15 protein-coding genes are annotated in these 14,505 nt (G+C 72.1%); 6 read left to right on the top strand and 9 right to left on the bottom strand.

Translation table 11 applies throughout. From position 1 onward, the window contains the following. The first annotated feature begins 366 nt into the window (after positions 1 to 366). Positions 367 to 1,164, top strand: a complete 798-nt coding sequence (gene folP, locus J5X75_RS33055; RefSeq protein ID WP_238490402.1) for a dihydropteroate synthase — start codon at positions 367 to 369, stop codon at positions 1,162 to 1,164. A gap of 4 nt (positions 1,165 to 1,168) precedes the next feature. Here folP and J5X75_RS33050 read toward each other — a convergent pair whose 3' ends face one another. Then, entirely contained in the window at positions 1,169 to 1,723 is a 555-nt protein-coding gene (locus J5X75_RS33050) for a TetR/AcrR family transcriptional regulator (protein ID WP_208471536.1), read from the bottom strand. Positions 1,724 to 1,793: 70 nt separating this feature from the next. On the opposite strand from J5X75_RS33050, the gene J5X75_RS33045 reads away from it, so the two are divergent. Next, complete coding sequence (locus J5X75_RS33045) at positions 1,794 to 3,188, top strand: MFS transporter (protein ID WP_307798414.1); 1,395 nt, start codon at positions 1,794 to 1,796, stop codon at positions 3,186 to 3,188. A gap of 308 nt (positions 3,189 to 3,496) precedes the next feature. Here the strand turns inward: J5X75_RS33045 and J5X75_RS33040 are convergent, their stop codons facing one another. Next, positions 3,497 to 5,317, bottom strand: coding sequence for a LamG domain-containing protein (locus tag J5X75_RS33040; RefSeq protein WP_208471534.1), 1,821 nt, complete (start codon positions 5,315 to 5,317; stop codon positions 3,497 to 3,499). 91 nt (positions 5,318 to 5,408) lie between these two features. Between J5X75_RS33040 and J5X75_RS33035 the strand changes: the two genes are divergently transcribed. Beyond that, positions 5,409 to 5,852 (top strand): hypothetical protein, encoded by a 444-nt coding sequence (locus J5X75_RS33035; protein WP_307798413.1) that lies wholly within the window; start codon positions 5,409 to 5,411, stop codon positions 5,850 to 5,852. Between the two features lie 36 nt (positions 5,853 to 5,888). Here J5X75_RS33035 and J5X75_RS33030 read toward each other — a convergent pair whose 3' ends face one another. After that, positions 5,889 to 6,545 (bottom strand): DUF4360 domain-containing protein, encoded by a 657-nt coding sequence (locus J5X75_RS33030; RefSeq protein WP_183222273.1) that lies wholly within the window; start codon positions 6,543 to 6,545, stop codon positions 5,889 to 5,891. Between the two features lie 271 nt (positions 6,546 to 6,816). Between J5X75_RS33030 and J5X75_RS33025 the strand changes: the two genes are divergently transcribed. Together J5X75_RS33025 and J5X75_RS33020 are read left to right on the top strand one after the other, a co-directional pair. Beyond that, positions 6,817 to 7,434 carry a DUF4360 domain-containing protein gene (locus J5X75_RS33025; protein WP_238490367.1) on the top strand — a complete coding sequence of 206 codons (618 nt, stop codon included), beginning with the start codon at positions 6,817 to 6,819 and terminating at the stop codon, positions 7,432 to 7,434. 78 nt (positions 7,435 to 7,512) lie between these two features. Then, entirely contained in the window at positions 7,513 to 8,283 is a 771-nt protein-coding gene (locus J5X75_RS33020; protein ID WP_208471533.1) for an LLM class F420-dependent oxidoreductase, read from the top strand. 122 nt (positions 8,284 to 8,405) lie between these two features. Here J5X75_RS33020 and J5X75_RS33015 read toward each other — a convergent pair whose 3' ends face one another. From J5X75_RS33015 to J5X75_RS32990, 6 genes are all read right to left on the bottom strand, one after another. Continuing rightward, entirely contained in the window at positions 8,406 to 9,056 is a 651-nt protein-coding gene (locus J5X75_RS33015; protein ID WP_208471532.1) for a hypothetical protein, read from the bottom strand. Then, positions 9,053 to 10,630: a hypothetical protein gene (locus J5X75_RS33010; protein ID WP_208471531.1), complete on the bottom strand. Its 1,578-nt coding sequence runs from the start codon at positions 10,628 to 10,630 to the stop codon at positions 9,053 to 9,055. The genes J5X75_RS33015 and J5X75_RS33010 overlap by 4 nt, the downstream gene beginning before the upstream one ends. Next, positions 10,627 to 11,547: an ABC transporter ATP-binding protein gene (locus tag J5X75_RS33005; RefSeq protein ID WP_208471530.1), complete on the bottom strand. Its 921-nt coding sequence runs from the start codon at positions 11,545 to 11,547 to the stop codon at positions 10,627 to 10,629. Before J5X75_RS33005 ends, J5X75_RS33010 begins: the two co-directional genes overlap by 4 nt. Further along, positions 11,544 to 12,356 carry a cupin domain-containing protein gene (locus J5X75_RS33000; RefSeq protein WP_208471529.1) on the bottom strand — a complete coding sequence of 271 codons (813 nt, stop codon included), beginning with the start codon at positions 12,354 to 12,356 and terminating at the stop codon, positions 11,544 to 11,546. The genes J5X75_RS33005 and J5X75_RS33000 overlap by 4 nt, the downstream gene beginning before the upstream one ends. A 20-nt stretch (positions 12,357 to 12,376) precedes the next feature. Further along, on the bottom strand, positions 12,377 to 12,931 hold the full coding sequence (locus J5X75_RS32995) for an RNA polymerase sigma factor (protein ID WP_307798411.1): 555 nt from the start codon (positions 12,929 to 12,931) through the stop codon (positions 12,377 to 12,379). A gap of 265 nt (positions 12,932 to 13,196) precedes the next feature. Then, positions 13,197 to 13,469, bottom strand: coding sequence for a hypothetical protein (locus J5X75_RS32990; protein ID WP_208471528.1), 273 nt, complete (start codon positions 13,467 to 13,469; stop codon positions 13,197 to 13,199). 271 nt (positions 13,470 to 13,740) lie between these two features. Between J5X75_RS32990 and J5X75_RS32985 the strand changes: the two genes are divergently transcribed. Then, positions 13,741 to 14,478, top strand: a complete 738-nt coding sequence (locus tag J5X75_RS32985; protein WP_208471527.1) for an SDR family NAD(P)-dependent oxidoreductase — start codon at positions 13,741 to 13,743, stop codon at positions 14,476 to 14,478. Positions 14,479 to 14,505 lie beyond the last annotated feature (27 nt).

The raw sequence follows: 14,505 nt of genomic DNA, 5'->3' as shown, positions 1-14,505 counted from the left end.
CCAAGCCTTGATCGCCCTGGCCCGCCGCCTGATCGACGTCATCTGGGCCCTGCTGCGAGACGGCCGTGAGTTCCATCCCTCACCGCCGATCACGCCGTACGCGGCTTGACATGGTCATTGAAACTCCTTCGGGGGGAAGGGTGTCGTGATGCGCACGTCTCTCGACTACCCCGGGCACGGCCGTCGATGCGTCTCCGTTTGTGGTGAATGACGCGAAGTCCCGGCTGTTAAAACCCTTGATCATGGGTACGGCGTACCGGCTGGTACGACCGCACGGCTTTGTTAGGGTCGGCGTCCGTGAGCGAACTCAGCGGTACACGGGTCATCGGCGGCCGGGCCTACGATTTCTCCCGGCAGGTCGTGGTGATGGCGATCGTGAACCGTACGCCGGACTCGTTCCACGACCGGGGCCGGACCTTCGCGCTGGAGAAGGCCACCGAGGCGGTCCGGGCGGCGGCCGCCGACGGCGCCGACTGGATCGACATCGGCGGTGTCCCGTTCGCGCCCGGCCCGGAGGTGACCGCCGCCGAGGAGCTGGACCGGGTGCTGCCGGTCGTCGAGGCGGCCCGCGGTCTGGCCGTGGTCTCGGTGGACACGTTCCGCCCCGAGGTCGCCGCCGAGGTGATCCGGGCGGGGGCCGGAGTCGTCAACGACACGTCCGGGCTGCGTGATCCGGCGATGGCCGACGTCGTGGCGGGGACCGGCGCGCAGCTGGTGATCTGTCACAGCCTGGCCGCGCCGCGGACCGAGTACCCGAGCCCGCGGTACGACGACGTGACCGCCGAGGTGGGCGCGTTCCTGCGGGAGAAGGTGGAGCTGGCGCTGTCCCGCGGGGTCCGCCCGGATCAGATCATCATCGATCCGGGTCACGACCTGAACAAGAACACCCACCACTCGCTGGAGCTGACCCGGCGGCTGGACGAGATCGCGGCGATCGGCTATCCGATGCTGGCGGCACTGAGCAACAAGGACTTCATCGGCGAGACGCTGGACCGGCCGCAGCAGGAGCGGCTGGCCGGCACGCTGGCCACGGTGGTCTTCTCGATCATGCGCGGCGCCCGGATCATGCGGGTGCACGACGTGCGGGCCAACTGCGACGCGATCCGGATGACCGAGGCGATGCTGGGCTGGCGGGAGCCGGCCTACACCCGCCACAACATGTGACGGCTCACTCCTCCTGGTCGTAGGGCAGGGTGCCTAGGAGGTCGGTCATCCACGGCTGGGGCGGCACCGCGTCCGGCCCCAGCACCCGCATCGCGCCGAGCACGGTGATCAGCATGCCGCTGGCGAAGAAGTCCCGGGCCTGCTCGGCGGTCGCCCCGGTCAGCTCGCGGACCAGCATGAACATGTCGCCGTAGCACTGGCGGACCGCGTCGCCGAGCCCCGGGTCGGATCCGGCCGTGAACCCGTGCAGCAGCACGACCAGCAGGTCCGGCTCGGCGAGCAGCGCCTTGAACGCCTTGCCCAGGCCGGGCAGCGTGGGGTCGACGGCGGCGGCCTCGCGCCAGATCCGCTGCACCCGGTCGGACGCGTGCCACATGGTGGCCAGGAACAGCTCCTGCTTCGAGCCGAAGATCCGGATCACGTACGGCTGGGAGACGCCGGCGAGGCGGGCCACCTGGTCGGTGGTGGTGCCGGCGTAGCCGCCGCGCGCGAAGGCGGTGACGGCGGCCGCCACCAGTTGGGCGTGGCGTTCCTGAGCGGTGAGACGGGTCCGGGTCACGTTGACAGGTTATCAGTCGATGCTTACCGTGCTTAGTTATCAGTGGATAACAACTTCTAGGGGGAAGTTCGTGGCCACCGCCACCCTCGGCACCGCTCCGACAGCCAAGACCCGCCCGCTGGGCCTGGTGATCGCCGCCGTCGGCATCCCGGCCTTCATGGGCGCCCTCGACAACCTGGTCGTCAGCACCGCGCTCCCGGTCATCCGCACCGAGCTCGGCGCGTCCATCTCCGACCTCCAGTGGTTCGTGAACGCGTACACCCTGCCGTTCGCCGCGTTCCTGCTCACCGCGGCCGCGCTCGGCGACCGGCTGGGCCGCCGCCGGATGTACCTGGCCGGCATCGCCCTGTTCACCCTGGCCTCGGCCGCGGCCGCGCTCTCCGTCGAACCGTGGCAGCTCACCGCCGCCCGGGCCGCGCAGGGCATCGGCGGCGCCATGATCGCGCCGCTGTCGCTGACCCTGCTGGCCGCCGCCGTACCGGACCGGTTGCGCAACGCCGCGGTCGGCATCTGGGGCGGCATCACCGGCCTCGGCGTCGCGCTCGGCCCGGTCATCGGCGGCGCGGTCGTCGACGGCCTCACCTGGAACTGGATCTTCTGGGTCAACGTGCCGATCGGCGCGGTCGCCCTGGTGCTGGCCGCCGTCGTGCTCGGCGAGTCCCACGGCGGCGCCCGCAAACTCGACCCGTTCGGCCTGCTGCTGTCCGCGAGCGGCATGCTCCTGCTGATCTGGGGCATCGTCGACGGTCCGGAACGCGGGTGGACCAGCGGCCGGGTGCCACTCATGCTGAGCGCGGGCGTCGCGCTTCTCGCCGGGTTCCTCTTCTGGCAAAGCCGCAACGGTACGCCCATGCTGCCGCTGAGCCTGTTCACGTCCCGCTCGTTCAGCCTGGTCAACGTCGTGACCCTGACCTTCTCGGCGGGCGCGTTCGGCTCGGTCTTCCTGCTCGCCCAGTACTTCCAGGTGGTGCAGGGCCTCACCCCGCTGGAGTCCGGCCTGCGGACGCTGCCGTGGACCGCGGCCCCGATGGTGGTCGCCCCGCTCGCCGGCATCTTCGGCGCCCGCGTCGGGCTGCGCAACCTGATCGTGGCGGGGCAGGTGCTCCTGGCCGCCGGCATCCTCTGGATCGGACTGGCCACCACCACCGACGCCGGGTACGCCCGGTTCATCGGCGCCTTCGTGCTGGGCGGCATCGGCATGGGCCTGACCTTCGCGCCGATCAGCACGGTCACCCTGGCCAGCGTCGGCGACCAGCAGCGCGGGGTGGCCTCGGGCGCCAACAACACGATCCGGGAGTTCGGGGTGGCGGCCGGGGTGGCCACGCTCTCCTCCGTGTTCAGCAGCCAGGGCGGCTTCGCGAGCGCCCAGGACTTCGTCGACGGCGTGGTGCCCGCGGTGCTCACCGGAGCGGCGATCCTCGCGGTCGGCGCGATCGTCGCCACCCGGCTGCCGAACAGGATCTGAAACAAGCCGAAACAGACTGTTGCATCGCCGCAACATCGCTGCAACGATGACCTTCGATTCCGCGCCGCCCGGTCACGTGGGATCCGCCGGCACCGTCCTCGCCGGTGTGATCCCGCCCCGCTCTCCCCGGACCGGACGGCACGGAAGCCCCGCCGTTGGGGCCTCCCCCAGGCGGCGCGTGAGTGGAAAGCAGCGTGTGCCGGCCCTCCGACCGGCACACGCTCTACTTATCCGCGGCGGAAAGCTGAGCTAACCCGCGGCGGAAAACTGAAAATGGAGCGCTTCACGACAACCCACGTGAAGCGCTCCTAGCCGATCTGGACCCACACGTCGTCGAGGGTGCCGTGGAACTGGTCGTTGTTCTGGCCCACGCCCTTGCCACCGACGGTGAACGGCTGGCTGGACTCCACCGACAGGGTGGCCGGGACGGCGGTCACCGTCTCCAGCCGGTCGTCGACCACGATCGCCAGCGTGGGGCCGGTGCGGCGGCACTCCAGGCTGTGCCAGCGGCCGTCGGCCACCGATGTCCGGCTGCGGGCCACGTACACCGTCGTGCCGGTCTTGTCGCTGATGCCGCAGCTCGGCTTGCCGGACTGGCCGTCGACCTGCAACTTGTACTGGCCGCCGCCGTTCGAGTAGCCCTTCTGGAGGATGTTCTCGCCCCGGCCGGTCTCCGAGGGAGACAACAGCACGCCCGCCCCGTACCGCAGAGATCTGGTCCCGGGGTTGAGATCCGCGGTGTCGCCGGCCTGCAGGACCAGGCGCGGACAGCTCTCGCCGGCGCACTTGGCCGGGAATCCCAGCGCCTGGCCGCTGTCGTGCGGCACCATCCGGGGCGCCCCGCCGTTGCGCGTCACCGCCCGCAGCAGGTGGCCGTGCCCGGAGCCGTCGTCGAAGGTGCCGTCCGCGATGGTGGTGTCGAAGTTGTACGCCGCCACGTCGTCGGTGGCCGCCTTCTCGGTCCGCGGCAGGACCCCGGTGAACTCGGCGTACCGTTTCCGGCTCATCCCGTCCACCTGGGTGAAGTCGCCGACCGCGCTGACCGAGGCGAGCCGGGGGCTGGCCGCCAGCTGCCGGGTGCCGACGATCCCGTTGGCCTGCGGCGCCCACTCGAGCAGATTGCCCTCCCGGTCGATCGCCGCCAGTTTGCCGCGGATCACCGAACCGTCGGTGCAGATGCCCCGCACCCCGTTGTTGGTGGTGGTGCACGCCTTGTCGAAGTGCCCGCCCACGTAGATCACGTCGGAGAGCTGGGTGATCGCCTGGGCGTCGCCGTCGAACACCCGGGTCCAGCGGGTCTGCCCCTCCCGGGTGTACGACACCGCCCGCCCACCCTGGCCGCCGAGCGCCGCGTACACCCCGTCGGTGTGGGTGGCCAGCGCGAACACCTGCGACACCGGCTTGGGCGCGAAACCTCGGTCGAGCACGCCGGTGTCCGGGTCCACGGCGCTCAGCCGCAGTGTCGAGCGCACGTCGTTCGTACGGTGGAAGCTCCCGCCCAGATAGACCCGGTCCTCGGTGACGGCGAGCGCGTTGACCGTGTCGTCGGTGGTCGGCGCCCACGCGTCCAGCGTCCCGTCGGCGGCGGTGAAGGCGGCCAGGTTGCGGCGCGGCTGGCCGTCCACGGCGGTGATCCGGCCGCCCAGGTAGACGCGGCCGTGCCCGGCGGCGATCGCGTTCGGCTGGCCCACGACGGTGTGCCGGAGCGACGTGACCTGCCCGTCCGCCTGGCCGATGCCGGCCACCGCGTCCCGCGGCTCACCGTTGACCGTGTCGAAGTCCCCGGCCGCGTAGACCACCCCGTCGCCGACGGCGAGTGCGCGCACGTTGGCGTCGGCGGCGGGTTTCCAGTCCCGCAGCGCGCCGGTGTGCGCGTCGAAGGCGGCCAGCCGGGTCCGCTGTTCGGTGCGCCCGTTGACCGAGGCGGCGGTGAAGTTGCCGCCGACGTAGACGGTGTCGCCGTGGTAGGCGACCGCGTAGACGGGACCGTTGAACGAGGGGGACGCCGCCGGCCGGGACGAGACGATCTCCGCGAACGCCGTGCCGCCGGCCGCGACCAGGACCGTCGCGAGGCTGGTGATGGTCGCACGGCGTACCGCGATTTTTCCGATTTTGGGGATATTGGCCACGTCAGAGCTAACTTCCGAGATCCGTAAAAGTCGCGGCGGGCACTGGCCAGGGCCTATCCTCCGGCGTACGCCATCGAAGGAGGGGAATCCAGTGCCGCAACGTCGCCGCACGGCCGTGACCACCGCCCTGATCGCGGGCCTGGCCGTCGCCGCCGCCGGGTGCGACGGGATCGAGATCGAGGTCCCGGCCGGATCCCTGCCCGCGCCGGTCAGCATCGCCCCGGTGCCGTCGGCCTCGGCGGGTCAGCCGAAGTACGTGTGCAGCACGGTCTACAAGATCCTCACCGAGGGCGCGGTCCGGCTGGCCGAGCACACCGCCAACGACGACGCCGCGGGGTTGCAGAGGACGTTCGCCGACATGGCGAGCCAGGTGACGACCGCCGGCGAGCGGAGCTCGGACCCCGCCCAGCGGGCCGCCACCGGGGAGATCGCCGCCGCCCTCACCGAGGGCTCCCGGCAGACCGACCCGGAGGCGTTCCTGACCGGCGAGTTCGCCACCATCGGCCGGCGGCTCGACGGCACGTGCCTCGAGTAGCGATGGCGGCGCGTGCCGCCATCGCCACCCTTTCATTCACTTGTTGTTACACCGCATCCAGGAGAAGTGGTAGATCGTCTCGATGCTGCCGTCGGTGGAGTCCATCGTCAGGTAGCTGACGTCGGTCGAGGTGCCCTTGGTGACCCGCAGCTCGGTGTTGATGTTGAGATTCCGCTGCTCGCCACAGGGCCGGAAGACCTGCGAGGCGATCGGGACCTGGTCGGTGGCGATCCAGTTGTCGTCCAGCGGCGCCGCGATCGCGTGGTTGGCGTAGCTGCCGGCCGTCATGCCCTGGAAGTAGTAGTTGGCCCGCTGCTGCGCGATCGCGCCGGGCTGGAGGTACCCGTAGCCGCGGTAGTCCACCTTGGCGATCGCGAAGGTGAAGCCGGCCGGCGCATGGACCAGCACGTTGAGCTGGCAGTTCTTGCGGTTCTCGGTGACCGGCACGCCCGGGCCCGCCTGCGCCAGATAGGCGCTGTAGATCGCGGTGAACGCGGAGTTGTCCGGCGAGATCGCCACGTCGGCGGTGCCGGGGGCGCAGCCCGAACCGGCCATCGCGACCAGCTCGATGGACATCTCCCCGGCGGGCGGGGGATCGACGATGACGATGATCGCCGACGCCGGTGTCGCGACGAGCAGCGACGACGCCAGAAGCGCCAGCACCGCACAACCGCGGGTTAACAACCTTTTCATTTTTCATCCCCTTCGGGATCGGGAACGGATCGAGCTGAAGCTATTGATGAAAATCAATGGAAGTCAATCGTTGTGAGATGATTTCCGAAGCTCACAAACAGCACAAAGCACCCGAAATTTCGCCCCTATAGGCGGTTTACACCCTTGCCGAAATCATTAGCAATTCATCCTTGTAAATGCCTGAGGGCGACCACTACGGTGGTCGCGGACGCGATGACCGTCGTTCTGGAATGGTTCCAGAAAGCATGCCCCGTTCCCCCGGAGGAAGTTCATGAAGAACAGCAATCGCGTGATGGCGGCCGTGCTGGCCACCGCTCTCGCGCTTCCCCTCGGCACGCCCGCCCACGCCGCGGCCGCGGCCGCGATCACCGTGGAGGTGATCGCCACCAGCGGCTCGGGCTGCGCGCCCGGCACCGCCACGGTCGTGAGCAACGGCGACGACACCGGATTCCGGGTCAGGTACCGGGACTTCGTGGCCGAGGCCGGCGACGGCGCCGCCCTGGTCGACCGCCGCAAGAACTGCCAGCTCGGCGTCCTGGTGACCATCCCCGACGGCTGGACCATCGCGATCGCCTCCGCCAACTACCGCGGCAGGGCCAGCCTCCGGTCCGGCGCGACCGCCCTCCAGCGCACCAGCTACTACTGGCAGGGTTCCTCCGCGACCCACCGCAAGGACGCCACCTTCGCCGGGCCGCTGAACGGTCTCTGGACCACCTGGGACGTCGCGCCCGTGCTCACCTACGCGGAATGCGGTTCGCAGAGCGTCCTCAACGTCAACACCGAGCTGCGCATCGACCCGGGAACCTCGACCGGCCTCAGCACGATGTCGATGAACACCACCGAAGGCGACGTCGACACCCTCTTCAACTTCAGCCTGTCCCACTGCTGACCCGGCCCGTCACCCGGCCGGCGGCGGGCCCGGCCGGGTTCACCACCATCGGCGGCCGGCCCACGTAGGCTCGGTCACATGATCGATAGGCCGGTTCGCATCGGGCTGCAGCTGCAGCCGCAACACATGGACTACGCCACCATTCGCCGTACCGCCTCCGAGGCCGAGGACCTGGGCCTGGACGTCCTGTTCAACTGGGACCACTTCTACCCGCTCAGCGGCGAGCCGGACGGTCTGCACTTCGAGTGCTGGACCATGCTCGCCGCCTGGGCCGAGTCCACCGACCGGGTGGAGATCGGCGCGCTCGTCGCCTGCAACAGCTACCGCAACCCCGAACTGCTCGCCGACATGGCCCGCACCGTCGACCACATCTCCGACGGCCGGCTCATCCTCGGCATCGGCTCGGGCTGGTTCGAACGCGACTACACCGAGTACGGCTACGAGTTCGGCACCGCCGGAAGCCGCCTCGACGACCTCGCCGAGGCGCTGCCCCGCATCGAGTCCCGCTGGTCTCGTTTGAATCCGCCGCCCACCCGCGACATCCCCGTCCTGATCGGTGGCGGCGGCGAGAAGAAGACCCTGCGCCTGACGGCCAAGCACGCCGACATCTGGCACAGCTTCTCCGACCCTTCGACGTTGGAGCGCAAGCTGGGCATCCTCCGGCAGCACTGCGCCGACGTCGGCCGCGACCCCGCCGAGATCGAGGTCTCCGTCATGGGCAACGCCGACAACCGCGACGAGATGTACGAGCTCGGCGCCCGCCTCTTCACCGTCCACACCGGGGGCCCGCAGCCCGACCTCACCGACCTGCGCGACTTCCTCGCCTGGCGGGACAAGCTGAACGGGTAGCGCGTACGCCCGCTCCGTGCCTCCGCCCGGAGCGGGCCCGCCTTCATGATGCCCGGACTCCGGCCGGCAGCGGGTGCCGGCGGCGCCGGGGCGCGGTGTGCGCCCGCGCTGGCCGTCGGGGGCTACCGGCGGCCTGCCGTGATGGCCGGCCGGCGCCGGGTCGGCTCCCGGACGGCCCACACCGCGACCGCGACGGCGGCCGCGAGCAGGACGGCCCAGCGGTCGTGGGCGGCGGCCCAGCGGTCGTCACCGGGCGGCACGTAGAGGGCCAGATCCGGCGGGATCCGGCTCGCCGCGACCACCAAAACCAGTACGGCCGGAGCCGCCACGATGCCGCCGGCGTCGCTGGACCGCAGGCGGACGGCGCCCACCGCCAGCGCCACACACGCGAGCGCGGCCGCCTCCACCGTGACGCCGCCCAGCGGGAGGGCCGCGCCGGCGCCGGCCCCGGTGACCGCGAGGATCACAGCCCACCACGCCACCGCGGCCGGGATGATCACGCCGGCCCGGGCGGCGTACCGGATCGGGCGCGGGGCCGGCACCGTCGCGATGGTGCGCGCGGCCGGATCGTCCAGGAGGAACGCCAGGCCGAGCGCACCGCAGACCGCGGCGGCGCGCAGCAGGCCCACGAGGTCGTCGACGCCCAGTTCCACCCGGAAGGCGGCGGGCACCGCGACGATCGCCAGCCCCACGCCGGCCGCGGCCAGGAACGCCGTCCACGGTGTGGCCCGCGCGGCCGGGAGCACCAGCAGGGGCAGGACCCGTACGCTCATCCGTCGCACCGGGTCCGCTCCTCGACCGGCGGCAGCGGCGGGACGGCGACGCCGAGCAGGTCACCGGCCCGGTCGGCGGAGGTGCCCGCGGCGGTCAGTTCGGCCCAGGAACGCGCGACCGTCGCGGCGACCTCCCCGGGCGGGCGCCGCAGCAGCGCCGATGCCGCCGCCATCTCGCGGTCCGGCACCGAGAACCCCACCGGGAACCGCATGTCGCCGAACGGCACGCCGCCCCAGCTGGTGGCGTCGACGGCCCGCAGGCCGGCGGCCGTCTCCGGGGTCGCCTGCCCGGCCAGCCAGGCGACCAGCACCCCGCGGGCGCCGCAGACCGGGATGTGCGCGGGCGCCGCCTCACCGCTGACGACCCGGTACGCGACCAGGCCGGCCAGCGCCATCTCGGATCGGCCGTCGCCCCACCGTGTGCCCACCGTCACCGCGCCGGGCTCGATCCGCTGCCACTCCGCCGCCGCGGCGACCTGCTCCTCGGCGGTCACCACCTGCCCGTCGACCATCCGGTCCTCGGTGGACACCCGTTGCCGGACGACGAGCGGCCGGCCGGCCACCTCGGCCGGCACCCCGCGGAGCACCCCGCGCACCACCGTGTCCCAGTCACCGGTCCAGGACCGGAAATCGCCGAACGCACAGTAGGTGACCGCGCCGATCGAGCGGCAGCCCTGCATCTCGGCCGGGCGTTCGGCGGCGGTGACCCGGGCGTCCCGGACGGCGTCGCTGACCGGCCGGAACTGGGCCGCTCCGGCGCCGGCGGCGACGGCCAGGGCGGCCGCACCGGCCACCACGAGGCGGCGGCCGCGGGCACCGGCGGCGGCGAGCGCGGCCATCGCCACCAGGGCGATCAGACCGGCGACGTACGCCAGGTGCCAGCCGGACGGCCGGGACGCCAGCGCGACCGGCACCGGCATCGGCGGCTGTTCCAGCGCCACCGGGAGCAGCCAGCGCACCCGGCCCGGCAGCGACGGCAGCGCGGCGGCGTAGACGGCGACGGCCGCGGCCAGCAGGAGCAGGGGCGCCACGATCACGGTACGGACCAGCCGCGCCAGCAGCACCCCGGCCGCGCCGAACAGCAGCACCACCGCGGGATGCACGGCCAGCTCGGCGGGATCGGGACGGCCGGCCGCGCCGGGCAGCAGGGCCAGCAGCGCGATCCGGACGGCGATCAGCGCCGCGACCAGGACGGCGAACGGCAGCACGGCCAGCAGGAAGGCGCCGGTGCGCCACGGAGGTGTCAGCACGAGGGTGTCGTACAGCCCGGTGGTGGCGTGCCGGTCGGCGCGCAACGCCGCGAGGTTGGCTGCGATCAGCACGCCGCCGCCCAGCACCAGCAGGGCGAGGAACTGCGTCGACCAGTCCTCGTCCTGCAGGACCGGGAACCGGTTGGCCTGTCCGGTCAGCCACCGGTAGATCTCCGGGGCGGCGAACAGCAGCAGTCCGGCGATCACCGCCGGATGGCGCGGCAGCCGTACCGCCTCGACCCGGGCGAGGGCCAGCATGGCCCGGCGTGGATCACCCGGCAGCGGCGCGGGGGCGGTCGGCCGTTCGGCCAGCGCGGCGGTCATCGCCCGGTCTCCCCGAGAGCCGGCCCGGTCTCCTCGTGAACCAGCCCGGTCTCCTCGTCGGCCGGCCCGTCGATGAGCAGCAGATAGCCGTCCTCGACGGTGGGTTCGAGCAGTTCGGCATCGGCCGGTGGGTCGCCGACGTTGCGGTAGCGCCCGTCACCGGCCCGCCACGACGCGAGCGCCCCGCGCACCCGGGCTCCGCTGGTCCACACCCGACCACGGGCGTGCGCGGCGAGTTCGGCCGGGGTGCCCTCGAACCGGACCGTGCCCCCGTCCAGCACCACCACCCGCTGGCAGAGGGCCATCACCTCCTCGGTCTGGTGGGTGGACAGCAGCACCGAGCGGCCCTCACCCAGCTCGGCGATCACCTCCCGGAACCGCAGCCGCTGCTCGGGGTCGAGGCCCACGGTCGGTTCGTCGAGCACGAGCAGGTCCGGGTCGCCGACCAGCGCCGCGGCCAGCGCCACCCGCTGCCGCATCCCGCCGGACAGCGCCCTGATCCGCCGGCCGCGCTGACCGGCCAGCCCGACCGCGTCCAGCACCCGGCGCACCTCCTGATGGCGGGCGCGACGGTCGGTCAGCTCCTTGAGGATCGCCACGTAGTCGACGAACTCGAACGCGGTGAAACCCGGATGGAAGCCGGGATCCTGCGGCAGGTAGCCGAGCCGGCGGCGCACGGCGAGCCGGCCGGCCGGGGTGCGCGGGTCGGCGCCCAGCACGCTGAGCGTGCCCCGATCGGGTGGGAGCGCGGTCGCGACGATCCGCAGCAGTGTCGTCTTGCCCGCGCCGTTCGGGCCGAGCAGGCCGGTCACGCCGTCGTACAGCGTGAAGGACACATCGGTCAGTGCGGCGGTGCGGCCGTACCGCAGGGTCAGGCCGGACGCTTGGACCACGGACGTGGCCGCGGCGACGGTCACCGGAACCTCCTGGGGGATTCGAACGCCCGGTGGATCCGGGCGAGTATGACGGCGGCCAGCACGGCGGCGACCGCCGACGCGAGCTGACCGGCCGGGACGAAGACGGCCGAGCCTCCCGCGCCGGCGCCCCGGGTGGCCGCCACCACCGCGATCCAGCCGAGGGCCACGCCGGCGGCGGCGAGGACCGGGCCGAGCCGGGCGGTCAGCGCGAGAGTGAGCAGCGTCAGTGTCAGCGCGGGCAGAAACCAGCCGAGGGCGGCCAGGCCGACGTCGGGCAGCGCGAGACTCGCCACCGCGCTCAGCGCCGTGGTGGCCGACAGCACGGCCACGCAGCGCAGCAGAAGCAGCCGGAACGTGTGCATCGGGGCGACCACGGCGATCTCGTACGTCGGGTCGGCGCGCGGGCCGAACGACAGCGCCACCCCGCAGACCGGCAGCAGCGGCGCCGCCGCCAGGAAGACCACCGGATGCAGGACGGCGGCCAGCACCGCCGTGAGCGCCAGCGTCGACACCACGGCGGCCAGCCAGGACAGTCGCAGCACCGGTGTCGCGGCGAGCAGCCGGGCGGTGTGCTCGGCCACCCCGGCCCGGGTCAGCAGGCGTTCGACCACCCCGGGGACGGGAGCGTCCAGTTCGGCGTCCAGCCTCGCCCAGCCGTCCCGCGCCAGGCCCGGTTGCCCGGCGGCGAGCCGGTCCCGGCAGTCCGCGCACGCCGTCAGGTGCGCCTCGACCGACCAGAGGACGGGTGGCGCCAGGGTCCGTTCCCCGTACCGTCGTAGGTCCTCGTCCGGCAAATGCCACGACTCCATGGCCGGCCTCCCCTCGTCGATCACGCCAGCTCCTGACGCAGCTGCCGGCGGGCTCGCATGGCTCTGGTCTTGACGGTGCCCGCGGGAATGCCGAGCAGCACGGCGGCCTCCGCGGTGGTGAGCCCGTCCAGGACGGTCGCCTGCACCACCGCGCGCAGTTCCGGGGAGAGCCGGGCGAGCGCGCCACCGAGGTCGCCGTGCTCCACACCGACCAGCACCTGTTCCTCGGCGGAGGGTTCCTCGGCGGACCGCCGCCGGGCCAGCAGGCCGGTCAACCGCTGCCGGGCCCCGTGCCCCCGCAGTGAGTCGATCAGCCGGCGGGAACCGATTCGCCACAGCCATCCGGCCACGTCGCCGTCCGGATCCCGGTACTTGGCCGTTCCCCGCCACACGGCAAGGAAGGTCTCCTGCACCACGTCGTCGACGAGGGTGTCGTCGAGACAGCGGTAGCGCAGGCGCAGCACCAGCCACGCCGCGTGGCGCCGGTAGAACGCCTCGAACGCGCTACGGTCGCCGCCCGCGACACGGGTCAGCAACTCGGCGTCCGTCGGGCCGGGCCCGCGCGTACTCGTCACAACCCATCATCGGATCGAACCCCGCAAACGGTTCACACGGCTCCGGCTCAAGACCTTTTCCGGTACGGCGTGCGCAGCCCCGCCGCATTCACCCCGTCCCGTCGGTTCCACGCGAGCGTCTGCCCCATTCCGGCCGCGACGCGCCCGCCGGGCTGATGCGGTGGTCACCCTCGCCTTCGCGCCCGGCCGGAAACACGAAACGGCCCCCACCGTCCGGTGGGGGCCGTACCGCTTATTTCACCCAGCCAGTGACAGTGTCACTTGCTCAGAAGATGCTCGGGGCGCAAGAGAAGATGTCGTTCTGGTTGGCGGTGCCGTGGCCCAGAACACCGAGACCGCTCAGCGCCTGGATGTCGACGTTCTGCAGGCCGACCAGCGCGTTCTGGGTGTCGGCGTGACCGACGCACTTGGTGTCCTGGTCGATGTCGAAGCCCGGACCGCCGCCGGGGCCGCCCGCGTAAGCCGCGGCCGGAGCGAGCATCAGGGCACCGGCGGCGAGAGCGGCGACGGCGAAGGCCTTACGAGAGAAGTGCTTCATTTTGACCCAAGTACCTTTCGTGAATGGGGTCCGATTTGTCCTAATACTAAGCATCTCGACGAGGCACTCGCAGCGAAAATCGGCCACGAAACATTCTAGAAACACATGATCCCGACAATACGGTATAGAGAAACGGACTTTGCGTCACTTGCGGTCCTTTACGCGTACAAAATCTCGTTGGTCGGTGTAACTCTCCCGGGTGACGATCTCCGCGCCACCGATGCCTGACGCCGGATCCGGCCGGTGCGTCCTCCCACGGCAGGATGGCGACATGTCCTTCTCCTTCGTGGTGACCGGGGCGGCTCAGGGCGTCGGCCGGGCCGTCGCCGAACGCCTGGCCACCGACGGTCACGTGGTCGTCCTGGACGTCGCCGACCGGCTCGACTGGCGGCACGACCGGGTCACGCTGGTATCCGGCGACGCCACCGACCCGGCGGCGGCACGGCAGGCGGCCGTCACCGCCGAGGCCACCGGCCCGCTGTCCGGCTGGGTCAACAACGCGGCCGTCTTCCACGACGCCGGGCTGGCGTCCGATCCGGTCCCCCGCATCCTCGACCTGATCACCACGAACCTGGCCCTCGCGGTGACCGGCTGCCACACCGCCGTCAATCACTTCCGCGCCCACGGCCGTCCGGGCGCGATCGTCAACGTCTCGTCGCACCAGGCGCAGCGCCCGGTTCGCGGCGCGCTCGCCTACGCCACGGCGAAGGCCGCGATCGAGGGCCTGACCCGGGCGGTCGCCGTCGACCACGGCCCCGACGGCATCCGCGCCAACGCGGTCGCGCTCGGCTCGATCACCACCGCCCGGTACGAGCGTTACCGCGCCGAACACCCCGAAGCCGACGCCCAGATGGCCGCACTGCACCCGCTGGGCCGGGTCGGCACACCCGGCGAGGTGGCGGCCGCCGTCGCCTTCCTGCTTTCCCCGGCCGCCGGCTTCATCAACGGCGCGGTCCTCCCGGTCGACGGCGGCCGAGCGGCCAACGGCCCCGACCCGGAGGCCCACTGACCAGTCACCAGACCGGGATCCGCGGCG

This window comes from Actinoplanes flavus (genome assembly GCF_017592555.1).
Lineage (GTDB): Bacteria > Actinomycetota > Actinomycetes > Mycobacteriales > Micromonosporaceae > Actinoplanes > Actinoplanes flavus.
The sequence above is the reverse complement of the archived record's forward strand: the minus strand, read 5'-3'. Positions and strand labels throughout refer to the sequence as shown.

Coding starts and splice junctions, on each gene's coding strand:
- folP (WP_238490402.1), top strand. CDS start 367: ATGGCGATCGTGAACCGTACGCCGGACTCGTTCCACGACCGGGGCCGG.
- J5X75_RS33000 (WP_208471529.1), bottom strand. CDS start 12,356: ATGGAGTCGTGGCATTTGCCGGACGAGGACCTACGACGGTACGGGGAA.
- J5X75_RS33020 (WP_208471533.1), top strand. CDS start 7,513: ATGATCGATAGGCCGGTTCGCATCGGGCTGCAGCTGCAGCCGCAACAC.
- J5X75_RS33030 (WP_183222273.1), bottom strand. CDS start 6,545: ATGAAAAGGTTGTTAACCCGCGGTTGTGCGGTGCTGGCGCTTCTGGCG.
- J5X75_RS33015 (WP_208471532.1), bottom strand. CDS start 9,056: ATGAGCGTACGGGTCCTGCCCCTGCTGGTGCTCCCGGCCGCGCGGGCC.
- J5X75_RS32990 (WP_208471528.1), bottom strand. CDS start 13,469: ATGAAGCACTTCTCTCGTAAGGCCTTCGCCGTCGCCGCTCTCGCCGCC.
- J5X75_RS32985 (WP_208471527.1), top strand. CDS start 13,741: ATGTCCTTCTCCTTCGTGGTGACCGGGGCGGCTCAGGGCGTCGGCCGG.
- J5X75_RS33010 (WP_208471531.1), bottom strand. CDS start 10,630: ATGACCGCCGCGCTGGCCGAACGGCCGACCGCCCCCGCGCCGCTGCCG.
- J5X75_RS33025 (WP_238490367.1), top strand. CDS start 6,817: ATGAAGAACAGCAATCGCGTGATGGCGGCCGTGCTGGCCACCGCTCTC.